This window comes from Microvirga lupini (assembly GCF_014191055.1).
GTDB lineage: Bacteria > Pseudomonadota > Alphaproteobacteria > Rhizobiales > Beijerinckiaceae > Microvirga > Microvirga lupini_A.
The window spans coordinates 201,316-225,066 of record NZ_JACHWB010000002.1 but is presented as its reverse complement, the minus strand read 5'-3'; the positions used below and the strand labels follow the sequence as shown (position 1 = coordinate 225,066).

General features: G+C 65.9%; 27 protein-coding genes. 23 read left to right on the top strand and 4 right to left on the bottom strand.

Annotated elements, in window-relative coordinates:
* The first annotated feature begins 74 nt into the window (after positions 1 to 74).
* Positions 75 to 278, top strand: coding sequence for a hypothetical protein (locus FHR70_RS08160; protein WP_183448977.1), 204 nt, complete (start codon positions 75 to 77; stop codon positions 276 to 278).
* A gap of 143 nt (positions 279 to 421) precedes the next feature.
* The gene (locus FHR70_RS08155; RefSeq protein WP_183448975.1) at positions 422 to 1,660 is read left to right on the top strand and encodes a phage major capsid protein; all 1,239 of its coding nucleotides are present in this window, start codon (positions 422 to 424) and stop codon (positions 1,658 to 1,660) included.
* A 117-nt stretch (positions 1,661 to 1,777) separates the two neighbouring features.
* Here the strand turns inward: FHR70_RS08155 and FHR70_RS08150 are convergent, their stop codons facing one another.
* Complete coding sequence (locus tag FHR70_RS08150; RefSeq protein WP_183448973.1) at positions 1,778 to 2,566, bottom strand: S1 family peptidase; 789 nt, start codon at positions 2,564 to 2,566, stop codon at positions 1,778 to 1,780.
* An 84-nt stretch (positions 2,567 to 2,650) separates the two neighbouring features.
* Entirely contained in the window at positions 2,651 to 3,397 is a 747-nt protein-coding gene (locus FHR70_RS08145) for a S1 family peptidase (protein WP_183448971.1), read from the bottom strand.
* A 25-nt stretch (positions 3,398 to 3,422) separates the two neighbouring features.
* Between FHR70_RS08145 and FHR70_RS08140 the strand changes: the two genes are divergently transcribed.
* The 6 genes from FHR70_RS08140 to FHR70_RS08115 all read left to right on the top strand — a co-directional run bounded on the left by FHR70_RS08140 (position 3,423) and on the right by FHR70_RS08115 (position 6,042).
* Entirely contained in the window at positions 3,423 to 3,989 is a 567-nt protein-coding gene (locus FHR70_RS08140) for a head-tail connector protein (protein ID WP_183448969.1), read from the top strand.
* 15 nt (positions 3,990 to 4,004) lie between these two features.
* A complete protein-coding gene (locus FHR70_RS08135) occupies positions 4,005 to 4,340 on the top strand; it encodes a phage head closure protein (RefSeq protein WP_183448967.1) in 336 nt (111 codons plus the stop codon).
* Positions 4,337 to 4,747, top strand: a complete 411-nt coding sequence (locus tag FHR70_RS08130; protein WP_183448965.1) for a DUF3168 domain-containing protein — start codon at positions 4,337 to 4,339, stop codon at positions 4,745 to 4,747. The genes FHR70_RS08135 and FHR70_RS08130 overlap by 4 nt, the downstream gene beginning before the upstream one ends.
* 95 nt (positions 4,748 to 4,842) lie before the next feature.
* Positions 4,843 to 5,253 carry a phage major tail protein, TP901-1 family gene (locus FHR70_RS08125; RefSeq protein WP_183448963.1) on the top strand — a complete coding sequence of 137 codons (411 nt, stop codon included), beginning with the start codon at positions 4,843 to 4,845 and terminating at the stop codon, positions 5,251 to 5,253.
* A gap of 244 nt (positions 5,254 to 5,497) precedes the next feature.
* Positions 5,498 to 5,881, top strand: coding sequence for a gene transfer agent family protein (locus tag FHR70_RS08120; protein ID WP_183448961.1), 384 nt, complete (start codon positions 5,498 to 5,500; stop codon positions 5,879 to 5,881).
* The gene (locus FHR70_RS08115; protein ID WP_183448959.1) at positions 5,881 to 6,042 is read left to right on the top strand and encodes a phage tail assembly chaperone; all 162 of its coding nucleotides are present in this window, start codon (positions 5,881 to 5,883) and stop codon (positions 6,040 to 6,042) included. The genes FHR70_RS08120 and FHR70_RS08115 overlap by 1 nt, the downstream gene beginning before the upstream one ends.
* Before the next feature lie 43 nt (positions 6,043 to 6,085).
* Here FHR70_RS08115 and FHR70_RS08110 read toward each other — a convergent pair whose 3' ends face one another.
* Positions 6,086 to 6,604 (bottom strand): hypothetical protein, encoded by a 519-nt coding sequence (locus FHR70_RS08110; protein WP_183450272.1) that lies wholly within the window; start codon positions 6,602 to 6,604, stop codon positions 6,086 to 6,088.
* A gap of 130 nt (positions 6,605 to 6,734) precedes the next feature.
* Between FHR70_RS08110 and FHR70_RS08105 the strand changes: the two genes are divergently transcribed.
* Positions 6,735 to 7,208, top strand: coding sequence for a phage tail tape measure protein (locus FHR70_RS08105; RefSeq protein WP_425487850.1), 474 nt, complete (start codon positions 6,735 to 6,737; stop codon positions 7,206 to 7,208).
* Between the two features lie 155 nt (positions 7,209 to 7,363).
* Here the strand turns inward: FHR70_RS08105 and FHR70_RS08100 are convergent, their stop codons facing one another.
* Positions 7,364 to 7,609, bottom strand: coding sequence for an HP1242/YdcH family protein (locus tag FHR70_RS08100; RefSeq protein ID WP_183448955.1), 246 nt, complete (start codon positions 7,607 to 7,609; stop codon positions 7,364 to 7,366).
* An 81-nt stretch (positions 7,610 to 7,690) separates the two neighbouring features.
* On the opposite strand from FHR70_RS08100, the gene FHR70_RS08095 reads away from it, so the two are divergent.
* From FHR70_RS08095 to FHR70_RS08030, 14 genes are all read left to right on the top strand, one after another.
* Entirely contained in the window at positions 7,691 to 8,329 is a 639-nt protein-coding gene (locus FHR70_RS08095) for a DUF2460 domain-containing protein (protein WP_183448954.1), read from the top strand.
* Between the two features lie 403 nt (positions 8,330 to 8,732).
* Positions 8,733 to 9,623, top strand: a complete 891-nt coding sequence (locus FHR70_RS08090) for a DUF2163 domain-containing protein (RefSeq protein WP_183448952.1) — start codon at positions 8,733 to 8,735, stop codon at positions 9,621 to 9,623.
* Between the two features lie 185 nt (positions 9,624 to 9,808).
* Positions 9,809 to 10,237, top strand: coding sequence for an NlpC/P60 family protein (locus FHR70_RS08085; RefSeq protein ID WP_183448950.1), 429 nt, complete (start codon positions 9,809 to 9,811; stop codon positions 10,235 to 10,237).
* Entirely contained in the window at positions 10,237 to 14,094 is a 3,858-nt protein-coding gene (locus FHR70_RS08080; protein ID WP_183448948.1) for a baseplate multidomain protein megatron, read from the top strand. Before FHR70_RS08085 ends, FHR70_RS08080 begins: the two co-directional genes overlap by 1 nt.
* 34 nt (positions 14,095 to 14,128) lie before the next feature.
* Complete coding sequence (locus FHR70_RS08075) at positions 14,129 to 15,667, top strand: DUF2793 domain-containing protein (protein ID WP_183448946.1); 1,539 nt, start codon at positions 14,129 to 14,131, stop codon at positions 15,665 to 15,667.
* A gap of 8 nt (positions 15,668 to 15,675) precedes the next feature.
* Positions 15,676 to 16,218 carry a glycoside hydrolase family 108 protein gene (locus tag FHR70_RS08070; RefSeq protein ID WP_183448944.1) on the top strand — a complete coding sequence of 181 codons (543 nt, stop codon included), beginning with the start codon at positions 15,676 to 15,678 and terminating at the stop codon, positions 16,216 to 16,218.
* Between the two features lies 1 nt (position 16,219).
* The gene (locus FHR70_RS08065; protein WP_183448943.1) at positions 16,220 to 16,429 is read left to right on the top strand and encodes a hypothetical protein; all 210 of its coding nucleotides are present in this window, start codon (positions 16,220 to 16,222) and stop codon (positions 16,427 to 16,429) included.
* Positions 16,430 to 16,636: 207 nt separating this feature from the next.
* Positions 16,637 to 16,837, top strand: a complete 201-nt coding sequence (locus FHR70_RS08060) for a PepSY domain-containing protein (protein WP_183448941.1) — start codon at positions 16,637 to 16,639, stop codon at positions 16,835 to 16,837.
* A gap of 127 nt (positions 16,838 to 16,964) precedes the next feature.
* Entirely contained in the window at positions 16,965 to 17,657 is a 693-nt protein-coding gene (locus FHR70_RS08055; RefSeq protein ID WP_183448939.1) for a response regulator, read from the top strand.
* Entirely contained in the window at positions 17,654 to 19,051 is a 1,398-nt protein-coding gene (locus tag FHR70_RS08050) for a sensor histidine kinase (protein WP_343058758.1), read from the top strand. Before FHR70_RS08055 ends, FHR70_RS08050 begins: the two co-directional genes overlap by 4 nt.
* A gap of 65 nt (positions 19,052 to 19,116) precedes the next feature.
* Positions 19,117 to 20,223 (top strand): c-type cytochrome biogenesis protein CcmI, encoded by a 1,107-nt coding sequence (ccmI, locus tag FHR70_RS08045; protein ID WP_183448937.1) that lies wholly within the window; start codon positions 19,117 to 19,119, stop codon positions 20,221 to 20,223.
* Entirely contained in the window at positions 20,220 to 20,678 is a 459-nt protein-coding gene (gene ccmE, locus FHR70_RS08040; RefSeq protein ID WP_183448935.1) for a cytochrome c maturation protein CcmE, read from the top strand. Before ccmI ends, ccmE begins: the two co-directional genes overlap by 4 nt.
* Before the next feature lie 15 nt (positions 20,679 to 20,693).
* Positions 20,694 to 22,676, top strand: a complete 1,983-nt coding sequence (locus FHR70_RS08035) for a heme lyase CcmF/NrfE family subunit (protein WP_183448933.1) — start codon at positions 20,694 to 20,696, stop codon at positions 22,674 to 22,676.
* Between the two features lie 3 nt (positions 22,677 to 22,679).
* Complete coding sequence (locus tag FHR70_RS08030; protein WP_183448931.1) at positions 22,680 to 23,141, top strand: cytochrome c-type biogenesis protein; 462 nt, start codon at positions 22,680 to 22,682, stop codon at positions 23,139 to 23,141.
* Positions 23,142 to 23,751: the final 610 nt, after the last annotated feature.

Below are 23,751 nucleotides of genomic sequence, written 5' to 3'. Positions count from 1 at the left end.
GCATCGGCGCGGAGGCTGCGGGCCCTTTCCTCACGCGAGAGGTGTCTGTTCTTCGCTCGTCTTGGGAGGTTCTCATGAAGAAGCTTGCTTTGGTTGCGCTCCTCGGCCTTGCGGCGGCCGCCTGCACGACCACGGAAGAGCGGGTGGGCGGTGCGGCCGTCGGCGCCGGCGTCGGTGCGGTGGCAGGACCGCCCGGTGCGATCGTCGGAGGCGCCGTTGGTGCTGTGACCGGTCCGACCGTCGCAAAAACAACCCGCCGCGCAGCCCGCCGCATGTAAGCATTCCCCTCACCGGGGAACCAACGGGCCCGCCACTCGGCGGGCCTTTTTCTTTGGGGCATCGGGCTGAAAAGTGGATCCCACTTTTCGGGTTCACTCGATGCTCATTTCCTCATCTGTTCTTTTCAAACCTATGGATTGTGATGATTCCCGTTGTTGAAACCAAAGCCGTGTCCGACGATGTCGCCTCGGCCTTCGATGATTTCGCCCGCGCCTTCGAGGCGTTCAAGGACGCCAACGACACGCGCCTGTCCGAGATCGAGACCAGGCTCACGAGCGACGTGGTGACGGACGAGAAGCTCGCCCGCATCGACACTGCCCTCGACGATGCCAAGCGCCGCCTCGACCGCCTGAGCCTCGACCGCTCCCGCCCGCCTCTGGGAGGCAGCACCGATACCGCTCGAGACCCGGCCCAGGCCGAGCACAAGACGGCATTCCATGCTTATGTCCGCACCGGCGAGGCCACGGGCCTCAAGCGGCTGGAGGAGAAGGCGCTCTCCGCCGGTTCCGGCCCCGACGGCGGCTATCTCGTGCCCGATACGGTCGAGCGCGAGGTACTGCGCCGTCTTGCCAATGTGTCGCCGATCCGCGCGATCTCGTCGGTGCGGGTGATCTCGGGCGGTCAGTACAAGCGCGCCTTCTCGACCACAGGTCCGGCCACCGGCTGGGTCGGCGGGACGGCCGCGCGGCCGCAGACGGCGAGCCCCACGCTCTCCGAGATGAGCTTTCCGGCCATGGAGCTCTATGCCATGCCGGCCGCCACCCAGACCCTGCTCGACGACGCGGTGGTCGATATCGAGAGCTGGATTGCCGAAGAGGTCGAGTCCGCCTTCGCCGAGCAGGAGAGCGCGGCCTTCGTCAACGGCGACGGCGTCAACAAGCCGAAAGGCTTTCTCACCACCGATCAGGTCGAGGAGGAGATCTGGGAATGGGGTCGCCTCGGCACGGTGAACACGGGTGGGGCGACCTTCCCGGCGTCAAACCCGTCCGACGTGCTGGTGGACCTGATCTACACGCTGAAATCGGGCTACCGCCAGAACGCCTCCTTCGTGATGAATCGCAAGACGCAGAGCGCGATCCGCCGCTTCAAGGACGACAACGGCCAGTATCTCTGGGCGCCGCCCGCGAGCATCGGCCAGGCCGCGACGCTGATGGGCTTCCCGGTCGTCGAGGCCGAGGACATGCCGGACATTGCGCTGAATTCCTGCGCCATCGCGTTCGGCGACTTCAAGCGCGGTTACCTCATCGTGGACCGCGCGGGCATGCGCGTGCTGCGCGATCCGTACTCCGCCAAACCCTACGTGCTGTTCTACACCACCAAGCGCGTGGGCGGCGGCGTGCAGGATTATGCGGCGATCAAGCTGCTGAAGTTTGCAGCTTAATCCTGCGGCGTCTTCACAGCCAGGCACGTCACGGCCGGGCTTGTCCCGGCCATTCATGTCCCGGAAACACTCACCTCCTCAGGATGAGGGCACAGGAACACAAGGCGAGGAATGCGTTTAATTCCCCGCCCATGCGCCGTTGAGGCTCTGCATGTTGTTCACGATCCAGCGCAGGTGCTCCACCACGGGTGTCACGGCCGTGAGGCCGCCGCAGGCGGTCGGCCTGGGGGACCGCAGGGCGCCGCTCGACCAGCTCGTGATGCCGTAGAGCTGGTAGCCGCTCGATGTCGCGGCGAGGATCGGGCCGCCGGAATCTCCGCGGCAGGCGCCTGCTCCCGTGGTCTCGGCGAGCCGGTTTCGGTCGGCGACGATGAGCACGCGGTTCGCGACCTCGATGGGGCCGAGCGACACGAGATTGGTCTGACGCAGCGTCCGCGCCGTGCCCCTGGCCCGCTCTGACAGGACCCCGAAGCCCGCGATGGTCACACCGTCGCCCACATCGATGCGGCCCGCCTCGGTCGGGTCGAGGGGCAGGAAGTCGGGGCCAAGAGGGCGGTCGAGTTTGACGATGGCGAGATCGATGCCGGGCTGCGTGCGCGGCGTGGTGCCACGCACGAAGGTCGGGTGGATGGCGAGCGCGGCGACGTTGAATCGCTGCGGCCTGAAGGCACGATTGAGAGCGGTGACGCGGTAGGCGGCGCGGTCGATCACGCAATGGGCCGCCGTCAGCACGAGATCGGCCCCGACGATCACGCCCGAGCAGAGCTCGCCCAGGGAGTTTTCGATGGACACCACCGAGCGGCGCAAGCCGTTCGGATCCCGCGACGCGGCGCCCTGCAGGATGGCCCAGGCCGGGCTCGCGACAAAGGTGAAGGCCGCAAGGGCGAGAAGGTACAGAGCGCGCATCTTAAGGATCATGCCATGAGGGGAGGAGCGTGTGAAACGGCAAGAATTGGGCAACAAGGATAGTTCCGGGCCTTTGCGAAAACTCTAAGGATTGTTGCCGCTCCACAACGCCGCACGGTTCCAGCCCTTGAGAACCCTGTCGATCCAATCCCGTTGCGGGCCCACGAGGATGCCTTGCGTGAGGCCTCCGCAGCTTCGGCCTTTCGCCGGGGACGACCAACTTGTGATGGCCGAGACGGTCGCTCCGGAGGCCATCGGCCCCCCGGAATCGCCCTGGCACGCGCTCGCCGAACCGGACCCCTCGGCCCAGAGCAGAATCCTGCTTGGGCCATAGGGCTCGACGGCGGTGAGAGCCGCGGTGCGGAAGGTGCCGGTGCTCTTGGCGTCGCCCTCTCGCGCAAGGCCATAGCCGCCGACGGTCACGAAGGTGTTCTCAGGCACCTTTACGGCGCTGAGGGTCGCCCGCTCGAAGCGCGCGGGCAGGGTCTCGGGCGTGCGGACGAGGGCGAGGTCGATGGAGCGCTGGCGCGTCTCGATGGCCTTCGCGTTGTAGCCGGGATGCACGGCCTTCGCGGCGGGCACGATCAGCACGGGCTCGCCCGTCTCGTCGCGGAAATGCACCCGGTGCTCGGCGGCGCCCGTGACGCAATGGGCGGCGGTGAGCACCACGTCGGGGGCCAGCACCACGGCGCTGCAGACGCCGCCGTTCGAACTCAACACCATTACGCTCTGGCGCGACAGCGGCCCCACATCGGGCTCTCCGCCGACGATGGCATGGGCGCCCGTCGCAGACAGCGCCAGCGCAAGACAGAGCGTGATCAGACGTTTCATGACAGCACAAGGATCCTGGTTTCCGATGATTCCCATATTCGTCAGCGGCCCCGCCGTCGAGCCCATCACGCTCGCCGAGATGAAGGCCTATCTGCGCGTCGATGAAGACGATGCCGCACAGGATGACCTGATTTCAGGCCTCATCAAGGCAGCCAGGCTCATGGTCGAGGCAGCGTCCCGGCGAATCCTGATCGAGCAGCGGTGGCGCGTGGTATTCGACCGGTGGCCAGGGGACGGCGTGGTCCTGCTGCCGCTTGCCCCGCTGATTGCCGTGGATGCGATCAGGATCACGGATGCAACGGGCACCGTCACCGAACTGCCGGACGAGGCGTTCGAGGCCGATGGCTTAAGCGACCCGCCGCGCATCAGCGTCTCGGGAGCGCCGGAGCCGGGCAGACCCCGCAACGGCATCTCGGTCGAGCTGCGCGCCGGCTTCGGCACAACGGCGGAGGCGGTGCCCGCGACCCTGAAGCTCGCCATCCGCATCCTCGTGGCGCATTGGTTCGAGAACCGCGGCGATGTGGCGGGCGAGCAGATCCTGCCGCCCGAGGCACTGGCGCTCGTGGCGCCGTTCCAGAGGGCGCGGCTATAATCCTTGAGACATTTCATGACAAACAAATCCATTCCCATCGGCGCGCGCTCGCGCCGGTTCGTGCTCGAGCTGCCGCTGGAGCGGCCCGACGGCTTCGGCGGCGTCTTCCGTTCCTATGCGGCGGGCCCGCAGGTGTGGGGCGCCATCGAGATGCTGTCCGGAACGGAACGCGTACGCGCCGACCGACCCGAGCAGAGCCTCACCCACCGCATCACCCTGCGCTATCGCGACGGCGTGACGGGCGCCATGCGGCTGACCTCAGGCCTGCGCCGCTTCGCCATCCGCGCGGCCTCCGATCCGGACGGGTCGAAGCGCGATCTCGTCTGCCTCGTCGAGGAGGTGAGGGCATGACGAGCCCGGTGCTTTCCTTGCGCCGCGCGATCATCGACGCGGCCTCAGGCGACGCGGAGCTGCGCACGCTCATGGGCGGTACGCTTCGCCTCTACGACGAGCCGCCGCGCGGGGCGGAGCCGGTCTATGCGCTCTTCGGCGACGTGAAGGCCGAGGACTGGTCCACCGATCTCGATCGCGGCCACGCGCAGAGCGTCGATCTGGTGATCTGGTCGGAGAAGGGTGGCGCGCGCACGGCGCTCATGGTCGCCGACCGCTTCTTCGCGATCCTCGACGATGCGCCGCTCACCCTCGACGGCCACCGCCTCGTCAACCTGCGCGTCACGGAGCTCGCCTCCGCCCGCGACAAGGATTCGGGCCTCGCCCGCGTCACCTTGAGTCTGCGCGCGGTGACGGAGGTGGCGTGACGCAAATGTCGATACTGTCCTTCCGGGGCGGATCGTAGAGCCGAGCCCGGAATGACAGCGGAAACCTTTTCTCTCAATCAACATAAGGACATCCCATGCCTGCTCAGAAGGGAAAGGATCTGCTCATCAAGATCGGCGACGGCAGCAACGCCTTCGTGACCGTGGCGGGCCTGCGCACGCGCCAGATCGCCTTCAATGCCGAGACCGTCGACGTGACGCACGCGGAATCCGCCGGGCGCTGGCGCGAGCTTCTGGCCGGTGTCGGCATGCGCCGCGCCTCGATCTCCGGCTCCGGCGTGTTCAAGGACGAAGCGTCCGACGCGCGCATGCGCCAGGTTTTTTTCGACGGCGACATCCTCACATACCAGATCGTCATTCCGGATTTTGGCCGCATCGAGGGCCCGTTCCAGATCACGAGCCTGGAATATCGCGGCGACCATGCCGGCGAAGTGACGTTCGAGATGGCGTTCGAGTCTGCGGGCGCGCTCGCCTTCATGGCGATCTGACCCGTGTCATCCCCGGGCTTATCCCGGGGATCCATGTTTTGATTGCTTTCATCTCCACCCTCATCCTGAGGAGCAGACGCAGTCTGCGTCTCGAAGGAGGTTCCGGTGCCCTCTGGATCCTCCTTCGAGACGGATTGCTCGCGCAATCCTCCTCAGGATGAGGGCAGTGTTTCCCAAGACCCGGATGGCCGGAGCAAGTCCGGCCATGACGGAGAAGGAATCTTCAACGAGAAAGAACAAACGCATGCCCAACAGACGACGGGGCGAGGTGGCGCTGCACCTTGGCGACACACGCTATACGCTCTGCCTCACGCTCGGCGCGCTCGCGGAGCTGGAGGATGCCTTCGGCGTACAGGATCTCATGGCGCTCACGGAGCGCTTCGGCGCCGGACGCCTCTCAAGCCGCGATCTGCTCACGCTGCTCGGCGTGGCGCTGCGCGGCGGCGGTCATGGATTGAGCGACGCGGAGGTGGCGAGCCTTCCGCTGCATGAAGGCATCGAGCCTGTGGCCTCAGCGCTGGCCGATCTTCTTGTCATGACCTTCGGCGGAGGCGAGCCATCGCCAAACCCTCTGTCATCCCAGGGGGTGGGCGCGAGCCATGCGCCTTCCCCTGGGATGACGCGCTGATGCTGGGTTTGGGTATCCTGCGGTGGAGTCCAGAAACCTTCTGGCGCTCGACGCCGCGAGAATTGCTGGCGGCCTGGAACGGATTGAGCGGAGGGCGAATGATCGAGCCTGCGCTGAGCGGCGATCTCAGACGGTTGATGGAGGTATTTCCGGACAGATGAAAAGCCGATCAGGGCTGCCATGTCTCAAGGATCCAAAGCATCGCTAATGATAGACGACGCCCTTCTGCTTATAGCACTCGACCTCAAGATCTTCCTGCAATTCGTCCCGCTGGCGTGAAACAGGACGCCCGGCTACGGCTGATCGTGCTTCTGCCTTGCAATGATCGAGAATGGGTTTCCATTTTTCATCGGGCATCGTGAAGTCGCCAACATACGTGACGCCTTTTAGTTTCAAGCACATGTTGTAAAGCTCGAACTGCCTATATCCCACGCTCGTCTTCGCGCTCGCCGATGCTGTCGCCTTTTTGGCTTCATAGAGGCATTCGTCGTAAAATCGGCTCGTTTGAGCAGCGCTGAGGCCGGGTGTTTTGTAAGTCGATCTGGTCGGCGGAGCACTCACGCAGGCGGTCTGCGCGCACAACGCGAGCGCAGCAAGGATCAGCTTATTCTTCGACAAGAAAGATGGAAACAAGGCTTTTATGTCAGATAATCCTCTAACGCAGAAACTCGACGAGATCCGGAATGAAAAGAAGCAGGCCGCACGGCAGCTCGACACACTCATAGGCCTCTCTGATCGTTTCGGTGAATCCCTGTCCAATGCTTTCGCTAAGAACATCTCGGAAGGCAAGAAATTTGATAACGTTCTAAAAGACGTACGCAAGACATTCACAGAATTTGCGCTGAAGTCGGCCATGGCTCCACTACAGATGGCGCTCAGCCGTGGCATGCAAACGCTGATGGCAGGTTTGTTCGGCAATGCGCTGCCCATGGGGCCTGATCTGTCGGGCGCAGGACAAAGCCTGAGCGGTGGGCTGTCGTCTCTTCTCGGCTCTCTGTTCGGCGCCGGCGGGCCGGCCCTCGCCAAGGGCGGCGTGCTCTCGCGCGGCATGCTGATGCCCTTCGCCAAGGGTGGGGTGGTCGGGGCGCCGACTTACTTCCCGCTCGGGCGCGGGCTCGGCCTCATGGGCGAACAGGGGGCGGAGGCCGTGATGCCGCTGGCGCGCGGGCCGGACGGGCGGCTCGGTGTGCGGGGCGGCGGGGGCGGGCGGCCGGTCTCGGTGACCGTCAACGTCACGACCCCGGATGCGGAGAGTTTCCGCCGCTCCGAGGCGCAGGTGTCCGCCGCGCTGGCTCGCGCTGTCGCGCGGGGTCAGCGCGGGATGTGAGCGCATGCTTTCCGCAAGCACAGCCTCATCCCGAGGAGGATTGCTTGAGCAATCCGTCTCGAAGGAGGCTCCAGTGCGCGCTGGACAGTCCTTCGAGACGCAGACTTCGTCTGCTCCTCAGGATGAGGCTGTGGGGTGTCGCTGAAAAGCTTCGATCACGCGTCCGTACCGTCGAGCATGGCCATGATCTCGTCCTTGATCTGCAGGCGGCGGCGCTTGAGTTCTTCCTCCGCTTCCTCGGTGGTCGGCTCCACCCGGGTCTCGATGCGGTGGATGGTGCGGTTCAGCTCGTCGTATTCGTCATAGAGCCGCGCGAAGCGGCCGTTGCTCGTCTTCAGCTGGTGGATCCGGTCGACCTTGTCCGGGAAATCCTGCGCGAGGTCGTTGGGAGCATTGCTCATCGCGGGCCGCCTCCGTGTTGAATGGCTTGCGCCTCGTCAACGCCACCCCGGTTCTTTCGTTTCAACCTTCAGGATGTGCCCATGGCCTCAGACTTCCATGAGGTCCGCTTTCCGCTCGACGTCAGCCTCGGCAGCCGGGGCGGGCCCGTGCGGCGGACCGATATCGTCACGCTCGCGTCCGGTCGCGAACACCGCAACAGCCGCTGGGCCGGCTCGCGCCGCCGCTACGATGCGGGCTTGGGCGTTAGGACCGTCGACGCCCTGCACGCGGTGATCGCCTTCTTCGAGGAGCGGCGAGGCCGGCTTTTCGGCTTCCGCTTCCGCGACCGCACCGACTGGCGCTCGGGCCCGCCCTCCAAAGAGCCGACGCCGCTCGACCAGCGCATCGGCACCGGCAACGGGACGGAGCGGAATTTCCAGCTGGTGAAAGCCTACGGATCCGCCTTTGCGCCCTACAGCCGCACGATTGCCAAGCCGGTCGGCGGCACGGTGCGGGTTGCGCTCAATGGCATCGAGCAGGCGGTGGGGTCGGGGTTCAACTGCGATCCGGCGACAGGGCTTGTCACGTTTGCCGCCGCGCCGCCCGCAGGCGCCGTCATCACGGCAGGCTTCGCCTTCGACGTGCCGGTGCGCTTCGACACGGACGAGCTCGACATCGACCTCTCCACCTTCGATGCCGGCGGCATCCCGCAGATCCCGCTGATCGAGATCGTCCCTTAGGTGCAAGCGCATCAGTGTCATCCCCGGCGAGCCGGAGGCGAGGGAAGGGGATCCACTCGTACGCTCAGTGCTATGGATTCCCTTCCCCTCCGCTGCGCTCCGGCCGGGAATGACACCTTCTTCCGACATTCCCTCCAGTCCTGCCATCCTCTCACGTCATCCCCGGACTTGTTCCGGGATCCACGCCTTTGCTGTCCACCTCTTCATCCTCATCCTGAGGAGCAGACGCAGTCTGCGTCTCGAAGGATCGTCCAGTGCTCTCTGGATCCTCCTTCGAGACGGTCGCTTAAGCGACTTCCTCAGGATGAGGGCGGAGGAGAACAAGACGTGGCCCGGCAGAACAACACCGGCCATGACGTGGCGGGCGGGACGACGGGCATCACAACACCATTCGAGTCCCATCATGCGCTCCATTCCCCCAAACCTCTCTGCCCACATGGCCGAGGGTACGACAACGCTCTGCCATTGCTGGCGGCTCATCCGCCGCGACGGCACCGCATTCGGTTTCACCGACCATGACCGCGACATCATCTTCAACGGCACCACCTATGCGGCCCGCTCCGGGCTGGAAGCGGCGGAAGCGACCGCCGAACTCGGCTTCGCGGTCGGCGGTGGCGAGGTGGCGGGCGCGCTCGTCTCCGCGGGGCTCACCGAGGACGACATCGCGTCCGGCCTCTATGACGATGCGAGCGTGGAAACCTGGCTCGTCAACTGGAACAACGTGAGCGAGCGCGTGCTGCTCGATATCGGTTCCATCGGCGAGATCCGCCGCGCCGACGGCAGCTTCGTCGCGGAGGTGAGGGGGCTCATGCACCGCTTCGACGAGGAGCGCGGGCGGCTGTTTCGCGCCACCTGCTCGGCGGATCTTAGCGATGCGCAATGCGGCGTCAATCTTTCCGCATCCGCCTATTCCGATACGGGCACGGTCACGCGCACGGACGGTGCGTTGAGCATCGCGGCGTCCGGGATAGGCTTCTCCGACGGATGGTGTAATGCCGGAAAGCTCACATGGGTCACCGGCGACAACGCGGGCATCTCCGTCGAGATCAAGGTGCATCGCGCGGTCAGCGGCACGGACGAGTTCGACCTGTGGCAGCGGGCGCCGCAACCCATCAAGGTTGGCGACACGTTCCGCGTGACGGCAGGCTGCGACAAGACCCATGGCATGTGCCGCAGGAAGTTCGATAACGTGGCGAACTTCCGCGGCTTTCCGCACATGCCCGGCAACGACTTCATCATCCGCATGCCGCAGCAGGGCGAACCGGGCCTGGATGGCGGCAGCTTCTTTCGGTGACACCCTCCCCTTGAGGGGGAGGGTCGCGAGCATCGCGAGCGGGGTGGGGTGGCAGCGCGACCTTGCCCGAGCAGAATCGGATCAGACCTACAGCCAATCAAACCACATGCGCCTTTCACCCCACCCCGGCTCTTCGAGCCGACCCTCCCCCTCAAGGGGAGGGTGCTGCCGCACGGCTGACAAACATGCCCTCATCAAACCTCATCATTGCCGAAGCCCGCTCCTGGATCGGCACACCCTATCGCCATCAGGCCTCGCTCAAAGGCGTCGGCTGCGACTGCCTCGGGCTGCTTCGCGGCGTGTGGCGCGGCGTCATGGGGGCTGAGCCCGAGCTACCGCCGCCTTACTCGCCCGACTGGGCCGAGGCCGGGGCGGATACGCTCGTGGCGGCTGCACGAAAGCATCTCGTCGAGATCGAGCGCACGCAGTTTGCCCCCGGCGACGTGCTGCTCTTTCGCTGGCGCGACAACCTGCCGGCGAAGCACTGCGCCATCGCCACATCCGCCGACACCATGATCCACGCCCATGATGGTGCCGCTGTAGCCGAGGTGGCGTTTCGTCCCTGGTGGCGGCGCCATCTCTCCCATGCCTTTCGTATTCCGGATGCACCCTGATGGCCACCATCGTTCTTCAAACCGTCGGCTCGGTCGTGGGCGGCATGATCGGCGGGCCGATCGGCGCCATAGCTGGGCGGGCGCTCGGAGGGCTCGCGGGCGCGGTCGTCGACAATGCACTCTTCGGGGGCGACAACACCAAATATGTCGAAGGCCCGCGCCTGAAGGATATCGACGGGCTCACCTCGACGGAGGGCGCGCCGATCCCGCGGGTCTATGGCCGCGCCCGCATCGGCGGCCAGCTCATCTGGGCGACGCGCCTGGAAGAGATGGTCAATACCGAGACCGACCGGGGCGCCCAGGGCGGCAAGGGCATGAGCGGTCCGAAGACCGTCACAACCACCTATTCCTACTTCGCCAATCTCGCGGTGGGCCTGTGCGAGGGGCGCATCGCGTTCATCCGCCGAGTCTGGGCGGACGGGCGCGAGCTCGATCTGAGCATGCTCACCATGCGGGTGCACAAGGGCAGCGAGACGCAAAGTGCCGATCCGCTGATCGTCGCGAAAGAGGGCGCGGATCACGCGCCGGCCTATCGCGGGCTGGCTTATGTGGTGTTCGAGCGCCTGCCGCTTGCCGATTTCGGCAACCGCGTGCCGCAATTCTCCTTCGAGATCGTGCGCCCCGTCGACGGGCTCAACCGCATGGTCCGGGCCGTGTGCCTCATCCCCGGCGCAAGCGAATTCGGCTACGACACAAAAGCGGTGATGCAGGTGCTCGATCTCGGCAAGACACGGCCGGAGAACCGCCATCAGCTGCAGCGTTCAAGCGATGTTGCGGCATCTCTCGATGCCCTGGAGGCCCTGTGCCCGAATCTCAAGCGCGTCTCCCTCGTGGTGAGCTGGTTCGGCGACGATCTGCGCGCCGGCTCCTGCCTCATCGAGCCGCGCGTGGACGTGACGACGAAAACGACGGACGGCGCCGCCTGGTCCGTGGCCGGCCTGGCGCGCGACGACGCGAAGGCGGTTTCGCTCGTGAAGGGCACGCCGGCCTATGGCGGCACACCCTCGGATGAATCCGTGATCCGGCTGATCAGAAACCTGAAGGATCGTGGCCTTGAGGTGGTGCTCTATCCTTTTGTGATGATGGACGTGCCTGCCGGCAACAGCCTGCCCGACCCGTACGGCGGCACCGGACAGCTCGCCTATCCCTGGCGCGGGCGTATCACCTGCCATCCCGCACCGGGGGAATCCGGTTCGCCCGATGGAACCAGCGCCGCCGCCAGCCAGGTGAACCTCTGGTTCACGCGGACTGAAGGCTTCAACCGCATGGTCCTGCATTACGCGGCGCTGGCCGAGCAGGCGGGCGGCGTCCATGGTTTCATCTTAGGGAGCGAGCTCGTCGGCCTCACCCGCGTGCGCTCCGCATCGGGCGTCTATCCGGCGGTGTCGCGGCTGCGGGATCTTGCGCAGGATGTGCGTGCGATCCTGCGCGCCTCGACCGAGATCGTCTATGCGGCCGACCGGACCGAATACGGCGCCCATGTGCTGAACAATGGGGGCGAGGTGCGCTTTCCCCTCGATCCGCTCTTTGCGAGCCCCGCCATTGATGCGGTCGGGATCGATTATTACCCACCGATCTCGGACTGGCGCGACGGCCCGGCACATGCGGATCTCGCGGCAGGGCGCAGCATCTACGACGTGGATTACCTGCGCACGCGCCTGGGCAGCGGCGAGGCGTTCGACTGGTACTATGCCAGCGCCGCGCAACGTACTTCCCAAACGCGTACGCCCATCACGGACGGCGCCCATGGCAAGCCATGGGTGTTCCGCCAGAAGGATCTCGTGTCCTGGTGGTCGAACCGGCACGTGGAGCGCGTCGGCGGCGTCGAGGTTGGCGCCACATCCTGGCAGCCGCAATCGAAGCCGATCTGGCTCACCGAGATCGGCGTGCCGGCCGTCGACAAGGGGCCGAACGGGCCCAACGTCTTCCCCGATCCGAAGTCGTCGGAATCGGCCTATCCGCCATTCTCCCGCGGCGTGCGCGACGATCTCGTGCAGGCGCGCGCCCTGGAGGCCATTCTCTCGCGCTTCGATCCGGAGCAGCGCGGTTTTTCGCCCGAGCACAATCCTGCATCGTCCTCTTATAGTGGGCGCATGGTCGATCCGGAGAACGTGTTCGTCTGGGCCTGGGATGCGCGGCCCTTTCCGGCCTTTCCCGACTTTGACGTGGTGTGGTCCGATGGCGCCAACTGGGACACCGGCCACTGGATCACCGGACGTCTGGAGGGCGCGACGCTCGACCGCCTGATCGCGCGGATGCTGCGCGATTTCGGCCTTTCCGATCCTGGTGCGATTCCCGTCGACGGTTTCGTGGACGGTTACGTGATCGACAGGCCGATGTCCCTGCGCGGCGCTCTCGAGCCTCTGCTGCGCCTCTTTGGCGTCGATGCGGTGGCGCGGGGCGGTGCGATCGCCTGGCAGGGGCGTGGCGGTCGCGCTGTGCTGCACCTGACGAAGGACGATATCGTACTGAATGCGGAGCAGCCTTCCCTTCGCCTTACCCGCGCGCAGGAGACCGAGCTGCCGCAGCAAGTGGAGGTGGGGTTTTCCGAGAGCGACACGGATTACCGCCGCGCAACTGTCGCCTCGCGGCGCCTGTCCGGTTCGAGCCGGCGCGAGGCGCGGGCGGACAACGCCGTCGTGACCCGCCGCGCCGAGGCGCAGCGCTTGGCCGATACCTGGCTGCAGGATCTGTGGGCGGGCCGGGAAGGCGCCGAGTTCGAACTCTCGCCGCGCCGCATCGACCTGGAGCCCGGCGACGTGATTGCGGTGCCGACGGATGCGGGAGACAAGCTCCATCGCATCACGCGCATCGCCGACGGACCGACGCGCAAGGTCACGACACGCGCGGTGGAGCCGGCGGTGTTCGAGCGGCCGGGCTTGGCGATCCCCCGGCCGGCGAAGCGCCCGCCGCCGGTGCCGGGCAAGCCGGTCGCTCTCGTGCTCGACCTGCCGGCGGCACTCGGTGATCCCACGCCATTGCAGTACATCGCGGTGGCAGCGGATCCATGGCCCGGCACCATGATGGTCTGGCGCTCCGGCAACGGCGCGAGCTTCACGCCCCATCGCGTTCTCGATCTGCCGGCCGTGATCGGCCGCACGAAGAATGCATTCGCCCCAGGGCCGCTGTGGCGTTGGGATCGACAGGCGACCCTCGATATCGAGATTTCCACCGGCGCCTTGAGCTCCATCGACGATGAGGCGGCACTCGCCGGTCGCAACCTGTTCGCCCTGCGCGGCGCGGATGGCCGCTGGGAGATGTTTTCCGCCGCACGCGCCGAGCTGATTGGGGAGCGCATCTTCCGCCTCTCGCGCTTCCTGCGTGCCCTTGCGGGCAGTGAGCCGGAGGCTCATCGCACCGTCGTGGCAGGCGCCCTGATCGTGAAGCTCGACGAAGCGGTCGCTCCCCTCACCACCAGCATGCAGGATCTCGGCCAGAGCTGGCGGTACAGGATCGGGCCGTCGGGGCGCGACCATGCGGATGCATCGGTCACGGAGATCGCCGCAACCGTGGGGCGCGAGGCGCTGAAGCCCTTGAGTCCCGTGCATGTGACGGCCCAGCGCGAGCAAGGCGGCATCCGCCTCAGCTGGATTCGCCGCACGCGCCGCAACGGCGATGGATGGGAAGCCATGGACGTGCCGCTCTCCGAGGATGCGGAGGCCTACGAGATCGATATCCTCAAGGACGGGCAGGTGGCAAGAAGGCTCACGAGTGCGCAGCCCTCCATCCTCTACACGCAAGCGCTGGAAATTGCCGATTTCGGCACCGCTCAATCCACGCTGGCTCTCGGCATCGCGCAGATGAGCGCTGTCGCGGGCCGTGGCTTCGAGCGCCGCGTCACAGTTTCCGTGCGCTGAACGGCGCACCAATTTTCCGAAAGCACGTCATCCCATGTCATCGACGCCCCATCTCGCCCTGCCGCTCATTGCAGCCGCGCAGGCGCAAAAGCATGTCACCCACAACGAGGCGATCGCCTCCCTCGATGCCCTCGTCCAGCTCGCCGTGAAGGAGCGCAACCGCACCGCGCCACCGGCGGCGCCTGAGGAGGGCGACCGCTTCCTCATCGGGGCGAATGCCACGGGCGCCTTCGCCGGCCACGAGGGTCAGGTGGCCCTGTTCGATCTCGGCCTCTGGCGCTTCTTCGCGCCGCGGTCCGGGTGGCGCGCCTATGTGGAGAACGAGGATCTGGTTCTTGTCTTCAACGGAAGCGAATGGAAGGCCTTCGGCTCCGCTCCCGACGAGATCAATAACCTGGAGCGGCTTGGCCTCGGCACAGCAGCCGATGACCTGAACAGGTTATCTGCAAAACTCAACGCGGCGCTTTTTGCTGCGTTGACAGCAGAGGAGGGTGGATCCGGCGATCTGCGCTTCGTGCTCAACAAGAGCACGGAGGCGAACGTTCTCTCGCAGCTCTACCAGCGCGGCTTCAGCGGGCGCGCGGAAACGGGACTCATCGGCAGCGATGATTTCTCGATCCGCGTCTCCGATGATGGGAGCCTGTGGCGCGATGCGCTCGTGATCGACCGGCGAACCGGCCTCGTGTCGTTTCCCTCAGGGCTCGTAAATGCGCCGCGCGCCAACCTGCTGATCAATGCCGCCTTCAGCGTGAACCAGCGCCGGTTCGCGGGTGGGCCTCTGGGCGAAGGCGTCTACGGATTCGACCGCTGGAAGGGGGGGCCGGGCGGCTGCACGGTCGCGCGCACCAGTGAGGGCACCATCACGCTTTCGGGCGCCATCGAGCAGGTGATCGATGCCGCGCAGGCGGCGGCCGAGTTCGGCGCGGGCAATCTTGCGAGCGCAACGCTGACCCTCTCGGTGGAGGATCCCTCCGGGCCGCTGCCGGTTCTCATCGGCTCCAAGGCTGCCACGATCCCGGCAGGCTCCGGCCGTCAGGCCGCGAGCGTGACCCTCGATGGCGGAGAAACCGCCAACATCGTGCTGCGCCTGCAGCCGGGGGCGGCCTGTTCCTTCAAGCACGTGAAGCTGGAACTGGGCGCTCAGGCGACGCCCTGGCGCGCGCCGCCCCTCGACATCGAGGAGTATCGCTGCCGCGGCTTTTTCCAGCGGCTTGCCACGACCGGCGGAGCGCCCGGCATTCTCGGGTATGTGGCGCAGCGCGTCGGCGTGAACATGATCGATGCAGTGTGCACCCTGCCGGCGCCCATGCGGGCCGATCCCACGCTCCTCACCAGCGGGTTCGCGTGGATCAACGCATCGCCCACGGGCAATCAGGCGGGCTTCTACAGCAACAGCAGCGCGGCCTGGGCGGCCCTGAGCGGCGCGCTGACGGTGACGACCGCAACGCCTGCGAGCGCCTCGTGCGTTATCCTAAGGCTCCGAGCCGGCAGCTCCTTCTCAGCGGCGGCCGGCGGCGTCGGCAATCTCCACCTCGGATCCGATGCCTTCATCGCGCTCGAGGCGGAACTGTGAGAGCATCCATGACGGAGTCGCGCTTCGAGAAAGTCATCGACATCGTGCTGCAGCACGAGGGCGGCTTCGTGCATCATCCCAGGGATCCGGGCGGCGCGACCAAGTTCGGCATCACCCGCGAGACCCTCTCCCGAGTGCGGGGACGTCCCGTGTCGGTCGAGGATGTGCGGGAGCTGACCCGCGCCGAGGCCGAGGCGATCTATCGGTGGCTCTATTGGGATGTCGTTCACGCCGATGAACTGCCTCCGGGTCTGGACCTCGCCGTCTTCGATCTCGCGGTGAACTCGGGTCCCGCCCGGGCCGTGCGCATGCTTCAGACGATCCTCGGAGTCTCGGCGGATGGGATCGTGGGACCTCAGACCCTGAAAGCGGCCTGGCAGGCCGATCCAACCGAAACGATCCGCCGTCTCACCAGGGCCCGCCTCGGCTTTCTCGGCCGCCTTGCCACCTGGCCGGTTTTCGGGCGCGGCTGGCGCCGGCGGGTCCTTGCCGTGGAGCAGGGGGCTCTGCGGCTTGCTTCATCTTCACCACCAGAAACCACGAGTGTTTGATATGTTCGATACCAAGACCATTCTGGCCAGCCGCACAATCTGGTCCAACCTGATCGGGCTTGCGGCCCTTGTTCTCGGGCTGTTCGGCTTCGACGGCTCGGCGCTCACGACGGGTGCCGTCGAGGAGGCGCTGGTCCAGATCATCGCCGCCGGCAGCTTTATCGCCTCGACCGTGTTCCGGATCCTGGCCACGAAGCAGATCCTGAACTAGAGGATTTAGGGCCGGCAGAGCGGGTTTATGCCTTGGAAACCCGCCCTAACTACATTCAGAATTCATTCAGTGCGGCAAAGGCATGGTCACCTCATGCGTCTGGTTTGTCTGGTCATAGCGTTGTGGGGAATGATGGGGGCGGCCTCTGCGCAGAGCGCGTCGGCAGCCCTCGGGAACTGCCTTCCCCCCCGCGAGATGCAGGAAGCCGTGGCCTCCAAGGGCGTCGTCACACCGGCCTCCGCCGTGATGACGGCCCGTCGCCAGGTGCCGGGCGCTGACGTGGTTCGGGCGAGCCTCTGCCGCAACAGCGATGCTCTTGTCTATGTGATCATGGCCTTGCAAAAGGACGGTCGCATCGTGCAAGTGATGATCGACGGCTCCTCCGGGCGCGTGAGATCGGTGAAATAGCGCATCGTGCGGAAAAGTGGAGACCGGTTTTCCGCGCCGAACGATGTGCCACTTAAGGGATCAAGCATCGGATTGATCCCTTAAGTGCAATCCACTTTTGGGTCCGATGCTATAGGAAGCCAGAACCGTGCGCCTACTCGTTGTCGAGGACGACAGAACCCTCAATAAGCAGATCGTGACTGCCCTTGAACAGGCAGGCTACGCGGTGGACACCGCCATGGATGGCGAGGAGGGGCAGTTCCTTGGGGAAACCGAGCCCTACGACGCCATCATCCTCGATCTCGGCCTGCCGAAGGTGGACGGCGTTTCCGTGCTGACCGCCTGGCGCCGGGAGGGTCGCAAGGTCCCGGTGATCATCTTGACCGCCCGCGACCGCTGGAGCGACAAGGTCCAGGGCTTCGATGCCGGCGCCGACGATTACGTAACGAAACCTTTCCACATGGAGGAGTTGCTTGCCCGCGTGCGCGCCCTGTTGCGCCGCTCGGCCGGGCATGCCACGAGCGAGATCTCCTGCGGCCCGGTGAAGCTCGACACCCGCTCCGGCCGCGTGACGGTCGACGGCAACCCGGTGAAGCTGACCTCGCACGAGTACCGGCTCCTGTCCTACCTCATGCACCACATGGGGCGCATCGTCTCGCGGGGCGAGCTGACCGAGCATCTCTACGACCAGGACTTCGACCGGGATTCCAACACCATCGAGGTCTTCATCGGCAGGCTTCGCAAGAAGCTCGGCGTCGACATCATCCAGACCGTCCGGGGGCTGGGCTATCTCCTCGACGCGAGCCAGGCCCAGACGCCTCAGGCCCAGACCAAGACGTGACCGGCCTGTCGCCGCTCGTGAAACGCTTCGCCGGCCGGCCCATTGCGGTCCGTCTGGCGGTCTCCTCGGTGTTCTGGAGCTTCGTGATCCTGCTGATCGCGGGGTTGATCCTCTCGACCCTGTACCGGGACAACACGGAGCGGGCCTTCGACCAGCGGCTCCTGGTCTATGCCAACACGCTAGCCTCGAACCTCGTCGGTCCCGGCGACCCCAACCGGGATCTCGGCCCCATCGGCGATCCCCGGTTCGAGCTGCCGCTATCGGGCTGGTACTGGCAGGTGGCGCGCCCCAATGCGGCCCCGGCCGAGATCCGCTCCTCGAAATCGCTCTTCGGCGGGCAGCTGCCGAGTCTTGCCGCCGGCGACGACCGGTTCGGCCAGATCCGCCGCGGCTACGGACGTGCGCCGGACGATCGCAATCTTCGCGTCATCGAACGCGACATCGATCTCGGGGAGGACGGACGTTACATCATCCGCGTGGCCGGGCCCGCCGACGAGATCGAGGTGGCGGTGCGGGACTTCATCTTCGCGCTCACCGTCACCTTTGCTCTTCTCGGGCTGGCGCTCGGCTTTACCACGCTGCTGCAGATCCGCTTCGGCCTCCGGCCCCTGTCGAATCTCCGTAGCGCGCTCGGGGCCATCCGTCAGGGGGAGGCGGAGCGCATCGCGGGCGAGTATCCGCGCGACATCTCTCCGCTCGCCAGCGAGCTGAACCTGCTCCTCGACACCAACCGCGAGATCTTGGAGCGCGCCCGCACGCAGGTGGGCAATCTCGCCCACGCGCTCAAGACGCCGCTCAGCGTGATCATGAACGAGGCCGAGAACGCCCCCGAGGACGTGGCCGCCAAGGTCCGCGAGCAGGCGACCCTCATGCGCGATCAGGTCAATTACTATCTCGACCGTGCCCGCGCGGCAGCCCTGGCCGGCACGCTTGGGACCCTGACGGAAGCCGAGCCGGTGATCGCAGGCCTCGCGCGCACCTTCGCCAAGATCTACCGCGACAAGGACCTGGAGGTGGAACTCGCGATCCCACCGGACCTGCGCTTCCGCGGCGAGAAGCAGGACCTTGAGGAGATGGCCGGAAACCTCATCGACAATGCGTCCAAATGGGCCGCACACAAGGTTGTCGTGATGGCTGAGATCGTCCGCGACGACGACCGGCCGCGCTTCCGCCTGCTCATCGACGATGATGGGCCGGGGCTGCCCGAGGCTGCCCGAACCGAGATGCTCAAGCGCGGCCGCCGACTCGACGAGACGAAGCCGGGATCGGGCCTCGGTCTCTCCATCGTCAGCGATCTGGCGGCTCTCTATCGGGGTTCGCTCAAGCTCGATGCCTCGCCCATGGGAGGCTTGCGCGCGATCCTGGAACTCCCGGGGGACAGGAGTTCCCCTTAAGGAGATTTGCGCGTGACACCGTGCCACCGTCGTGCTTGAGGAGGACACGGGGTAAATAGGACTTTATGGTGATCTGGATCATTCTTCTGGCAATGACGGCGGCAGCCGTGATGGCGGTGCTGTGGCCGCTGTCGCGCCATTATGCCGTTGGGCGACAGGCCGATCCGGACAAGCAGTTCTATCGTGAGCAGATCGCCGAGATCGAGCGGGACCTGGCCCGCGGCGTGCTTCTCCCCAACGAGGCGGAAGCCGCCAAGGCCGAGGCTGGACGCCGGCTGTTGCGGGCCACGGGCCTGCAGGCCGATGAGGCCTTTGCGGCCGTGGGCGAGCCGGCCCTGCGCCGCCGCCGTGCCGCATCGACCCTGGCCCTGTCGATCATCCCGCTTCTGGCGCTCGCCACTTACGAAATCTACGGCTCGCCCCAGCTGCTCAGCGAGCCGCCGGGCGCGCGGATGCAGCCGCAGCAGGCGGGCAACATCAACCTGCTCGGCGCCGTGGCCGAGATCGAGTCCCACCTTGCCAAGAACCCGCAGGACGGACGCGGCTGGGAGGTCATCGCTCCGGTCTATCTCCGCATGGGCCGCATCGAGGATGCGGTGAAGGCCTATGAGTCGGCGATCCGCTATCAGGCGCCCGATGCCGCCCGCTTTGCCAATTATGGTGAGGTCCTGGTGCTGGCGAAAGACGGGCTGATCTCGGCGGAAGCCCAGGCCGCATTCGAGCAGGCGGCGAAGCTCGACCCGAATGCGCCCAAGGCCCAGTTCTACCTTGCCCGCGCGGCCGTGCAGGACGGACAGACCGACAAGGCCAAGACGATTCTTCAGAACTTGCTCGCCGCCTCGCCGGCGGATGCGCCGTGGGTGGATCCGGTGAGGCAGGAACTGGCGGCGCTCGGCGCACCGCAGCCTGAAGCAGCCCCGGCCGGCACGCCGCAGGTTGGCCCGGAGGCCATCGCCGGCATGGTGGCGGGGCTTGCGAGCCGTCTCGAAGCTCAAGGCGGCACGGCCGAGGAATGGGCGCGGCTGATGCGCTCCTATGCCGTGCTGGGGCAGCGCGACAAGGCCGCTGCTGCAGCCAAGCGCGCCCGGGAGGCCCTGGCGCAGGATACCGAGGCCTTGAAGACCATCGACACGATGGCCCAGGAACTGAAACTGACCGACGCTCAGCCATGACGAGAAAACAACGCCGCCTCACCCTCATCGGAGTTGCCGGATGCGTCCTCGCGGTCGCACTCGGGCTTGTGCTCTATGCCATGAACGACACGATCGTGTTCTTCAACTCGCCGGCCGACATTCAGGCGAAGAGCGTTCAGCCCGGCACGCGCATCCGTCTCGGCGGCCTCGTGAAGGAAGGCTCCGTGCAGCGCGGCGCCGACCAGCAGATCACCTTCGAGGTCATGGACGCCGAGGCCGCGATCAAGGTGAACTACAAGGGATTGCTGCCCGACCTGTTCCGTGAAGGGCAGGGTGTCGTGGCCGAGGGCATTCTGGAAAGCCCGAGTGTTTTCCGCGCCGACTCGGTTCTCGCCAAGCACGACGAGAATTACATGCCGCGCGAGGTGGCCGATACGCTCAAAAAACAGGGTCACTGGCAGGGCGAGGCCGATGCCGCGCCCAAAACGCAGTAGCAAGGGAGAACCCTCGTGTTGGTCGAGGCCGGACATTTTGCACTCGCGCTAGCCCTGGGCCTGTCGCTGATCCAGTTCCTGGTGCCGCTTTGGGGTGCGCGCGCCAACGATCCCGTGCTGATGGCGGTGGCACCGACGAGCGCGCTGGCGGTCTTCGCCTGCATCGCCTTCTCGTTTCTCGCGCTGACCTCCGCCTATCTGAGCTCCGACTTCTCGGTGCTCAACGTCGTGCAGAACTCGCACTCGGCAAAGCCGCTGATCTACAAGATCTCCGGCGTGTGGGGGAACCACGAAGGTTCCATGCTGCTCTGGGTGCTGATCCTGGCTCTCTTCGGCGCGGTCGTGGCGATCTCGCGCAACAGCATTCCCATGCGCCTGCAGGCGAACACGCTCGCCGTGCAGGCCGCCGTCACCATCGCGTTCCTGCTTTTTATTCTCACCACGTCCAACCCCTTCACCCGCGTCGTCCCGGCAGCGCTGGAGGGGCAGGACCTGAACCCGCTGCTGCAGGATCCCGGGCTGGCGATCCATCCGCCGCTTCTCTACATCGGCTATGTGGGCTTCTCGATCTCCTTCGCCTTCGCCTGCGCGGCCCTCATCGACGGGCGCATCGATGCGGTCTGGGCCAGGATCGTGCGGCCCTGGACGCTCGGCGCCTGGGCGTTCCTGACGCTCGGCATCGCCATGGGCTCCTATTGGGCCTATTACGAACTCGGCTGGGGCGGCTGGTGGTTCTGGGATCCGGTGGAGAACGCCTCGCTCATGCCGTGGCTCGCCGGCACGGCACTCATGCATTCCACCGTGGTGATGGAAAAGCGCGATGCGCTCAAAGTCTGGACGATCCTGCTCGCCATCCTGACCTTCTCGCTGTCGCTACTCGGCACCTTCCTGGTGCGCTCCGGCGTGCTGACCTCCGTCCATTCCTTCGCGGTGGACCCCGAGCGCGGCACATTCATTCTCGGCATCCTGATCCTGTTCATCGGCGGCTCGCTCGCGCTCTTCGCCTGGCGCGCCCCGATGCTCAAGCAGGGCGGCCTGTTCGCGCCCGTCTCCCGCGAGGGCGCGCTCGTGGTCAACAACCTGTTCCTCGCTACCGCCTGCGCCACCGTGTTTATCGGCACGCTCTATCCGCTGGCCCTGGAGGTGCTCACCGGCGAAAAGATCTCCGTCGGCGCCCCGTTCTTCAACTTCACCTTCCTGCCGCTGATCGTGCCGCTCCTGCTGCTGCTGCCGCTCGGGCAGACGCTCGCCTGGAAGCGCGGCAACTTCCTCGGCACGGCCCAGCGCCTTTATGCGGTGTTCGGCATCTCGATCCTAGCCACCATCGTGATGTTCGCCTTCACCTATGGCGGCCCGGTGGCGGCACCTCTGGGCATCGGGCTTGGGCTGTATCTGGTGCTCGGCTCGCTCAACGAGATCGTGACGCGCTCCTGGTCGAAGGGCACGCCTCCGGCGGTTGCCTGGCGCAAGGCGCGCGGCCTGCCGCGCTCGGCCTGGGGCACGGCCATTGCGCACGCAGGCGTCGGCCTCACCGTCATCGGCATCGCGGCCACGGCTTGGGGCATCGAGGCCATCGGCAGCCTGAAAGTCGGCGAGCGTCTGAAGGGTGGCGATTACGAGGTGCGGCTCGAACGGGTCATCCCGCGCGTCGAGGCCAATTACCGGGAGGACGCGGCCGTCCTGACGGTGTTCGGTTCCGGTCGCGAGCTTGGGACGCTCGAGACCATGAAGCGGCTCTACGTGACCCGCGGCATGCCGACCACCGAGGCCGGAATCCTGACCGTCGGTCTTGGCCAGGTCTACGCCAGCATCGGCGATGCGCAGCCCGACGGATCTGTCGGCATCAGGCTCTACCACAAGCCACTCGTCCTGCTGATCTGGATCGGCTCCCTGGTGATGGCGATCGGCGGCGGCATCTCGCTCACCGACCGGCGCCTGCGCATCGGCGCCCCGGCTCCCGCCAAGGCGATCCCGCCCAATGCGGTTCCAGCGGAGTAGGCCATGCGCTTCGTTCTCGCCCTCATGGCGGCCCTTCTCTTCAGCGGCTCCGCCTTCGCCGTCCAGCCGGGTGAGATGCTGAAGGATCCGGCCCTCGAGAAGCGCGCCCGTACGATCTCGGCGGGCCTGCGCTGCCTCGTCTGCCAGAACCAGTCGATCGATGATTCCGATGCCCAGCTCGCCAAGGACCTGCGCCTCCTGGTGCGCGAGCGCCTCGTGGCCGGCGACACGAATGACCAGGTGGAAAGCTTTCTCGTCCAGCGCTACGGCGAGTTCGTTTTGCTGAAACCCACCTTCGGCACGCATACGCTGCTGCTGTGGCTCACGCCGGCCCTTGTTCTGGTTCTGGGTGGGATCGGCGCGTACGCGGCCATGCGCAGGCGTCCGCAGCCGGCTACCGCGGCCCTCGACGAGGAGGAGCGGACGGCGCTGGAAAATCTGCTCAAGCGCGATCAGAACGCTTGAACCATCAGGCGGCCTAGTCGCATTCAAATCATATCGGGACGTGAAACCTTCCTCGTCTGTAAGAGTATATTCCGCTCACGCTAGGTCCGAATACCTCGATTCGAAAAAGGCGTCGCTTTTTCCGGTGAACACGCCAATTTGTCGCTGTGCCAAACCGTCAAGCCGGTGATATCGGGCCGTCATTCTCCTGATATTTCCTGCGAAAGGGACGGTCGTGAAAGCAGCGGCCTTTGGATTGAGTTTTATCTTTCTCGTTCTCCCTTTCGCTGCACGATCTGATGAAAATCTCGTCGCCAAGCGTGAGGCCTGCCGTCAGGAGGCGAGGCTTGCGATTGCCCCGAAGGGAAAGATCGGCGTCGATGGTTTCCGGCGGATCGTGGAGCGGCGTGCTGCCCGTGTGAGCCAATGCATGGAACGTGCCTTTGTCGCCCGGCAGGATGCGCCGGTTCCGCCAAAGAGGGCGCTCGGCAATGCACTGGACAGGGATCAGGCGCCCGCCACCGGCTCGGTCCGGAGCGGATCGGCCAAGACTACTGAGAGTGCCGGCCGACGAAAGCTGAAAACGGCCTCGACTGGAAGCCTTAAAAGGAAGAGCCCTGCCCACAAGCCG

What these genes read in the sequence shown, in the direction of transcription:
- FHR70_RS08160 (WP_183448977.1), top strand. Translation starts at nt 75, where the DNA reads ATGAAGAAGCTTGCTTTGGTTGCGCTCCTCGGCCTTGCGGCGGCCGCC.
- FHR70_RS08155 (WP_183448975.1), top strand. Translation starts at nt 422, where the DNA reads ATGATTCCCGTTGTTGAAACCAAAGCCGTGTCCGACGATGTCGCCTCG.
- FHR70_RS08150 (WP_183448973.1), bottom strand. Translation starts at nt 2,566, where the DNA reads ATGCGCGCTCTGTACCTTCTCGCCCTTGCGGCCTTCACCTTTGTCGCG.
- FHR70_RS08145 (WP_183448971.1), bottom strand. Translation starts at nt 3,397, where the DNA reads ATGAAACGTCTGATCACGCTCTGTCTTGCGCTGGCGCTGTCTGCGACG.
- FHR70_RS08140 (WP_183448969.1), top strand. Translation starts at nt 3,423, where the DNA reads ATGATTCCCATATTCGTCAGCGGCCCCGCCGTCGAGCCCATCACGCTC.
- FHR70_RS08135 (WP_183448967.1), top strand. Translation starts at nt 4,005, where the DNA reads ATGACAAACAAATCCATTCCCATCGGCGCGCGCTCGCGCCGGTTCGTG.
- FHR70_RS08130 (WP_183448965.1), top strand. Translation starts at nt 4,337, where the DNA reads ATGACGAGCCCGGTGCTTTCCTTGCGCCGCGCGATCATCGACGCGGCC.
- FHR70_RS08125 (WP_183448963.1), top strand. Translation starts at nt 4,843, where the DNA reads ATGCCTGCTCAGAAGGGAAAGGATCTGCTCATCAAGATCGGCGACGGC.
- FHR70_RS08120 (WP_183448961.1), top strand. Translation starts at nt 5,498, where the DNA reads ATGCCCAACAGACGACGGGGCGAGGTGGCGCTGCACCTTGGCGACACA.
- FHR70_RS08115 (WP_183448959.1), top strand. Translation starts at nt 5,881, where the DNA reads ATGCTGGGTTTGGGTATCCTGCGGTGGAGTCCAGAAACCTTCTGGCGC.
- FHR70_RS08110 (WP_183450272.1), bottom strand. Translation starts at nt 6,604, where the DNA reads ATGAGTGTGTCGAGCTGCCGTGCGGCCTGCTTCTTTTCATTCCGGATC.
- FHR70_RS08105 (WP_425487850.1), top strand. Translation starts at nt 6,735, where the DNA reads ATGGCTCCACTACAGATGGCGCTCAGCCGTGGCATGCAAACGCTGATG.
- FHR70_RS08100 (WP_183448955.1), bottom strand. Translation starts at nt 7,609, where the DNA reads ATGAGCAATGCTCCCAACGACCTCGCGCAGGATTTCCCGGACAAGGTC.
- FHR70_RS08095 (WP_183448954.1), top strand. Translation starts at nt 7,691, where the DNA reads ATGGCCTCAGACTTCCATGAGGTCCGCTTTCCGCTCGACGTCAGCCTC.
- FHR70_RS08090 (WP_183448952.1), top strand. Translation starts at nt 8,733, where the DNA reads ATGCGCTCCATTCCCCCAAACCTCTCTGCCCACATGGCCGAGGGTACG.
- FHR70_RS08085 (WP_183448950.1), top strand. Translation starts at nt 9,809, where the DNA reads ATGCCCTCATCAAACCTCATCATTGCCGAAGCCCGCTCCTGGATCGGC.
- FHR70_RS08080 (WP_183448948.1), top strand. Translation starts at nt 10,237, where the DNA reads ATGGCCACCATCGTTCTTCAAACCGTCGGCTCGGTCGTGGGCGGCATG.
- FHR70_RS08075 (WP_183448946.1), top strand. Translation starts at nt 14,129, where the DNA reads ATGTCATCGACGCCCCATCTCGCCCTGCCGCTCATTGCAGCCGCGCAG.
- FHR70_RS08070 (WP_183448944.1), top strand. Translation starts at nt 15,676, where the DNA reads ATGACGGAGTCGCGCTTCGAGAAAGTCATCGACATCGTGCTGCAGCAC.
- FHR70_RS08065 (WP_183448943.1), top strand. Translation starts at nt 16,220, where the DNA reads ATGTTCGATACCAAGACCATTCTGGCCAGCCGCACAATCTGGTCCAAC.
- ccmI (WP_183448937.1), top strand. Translation starts at nt 19,117, where the DNA reads ATGGTGATCTGGATCATTCTTCTGGCAATGACGGCGGCAGCCGTGATG.
- ccmE (WP_183448935.1), top strand. Translation starts at nt 20,220, where the DNA reads ATGACGAGAAAACAACGCCGCCTCACCCTCATCGGAGTTGCCGGATGC.
- FHR70_RS08030 (WP_183448931.1), top strand. Translation starts at nt 22,680, where the DNA reads ATGCGCTTCGTTCTCGCCCTCATGGCGGCCCTTCTCTTCAGCGGCTCC.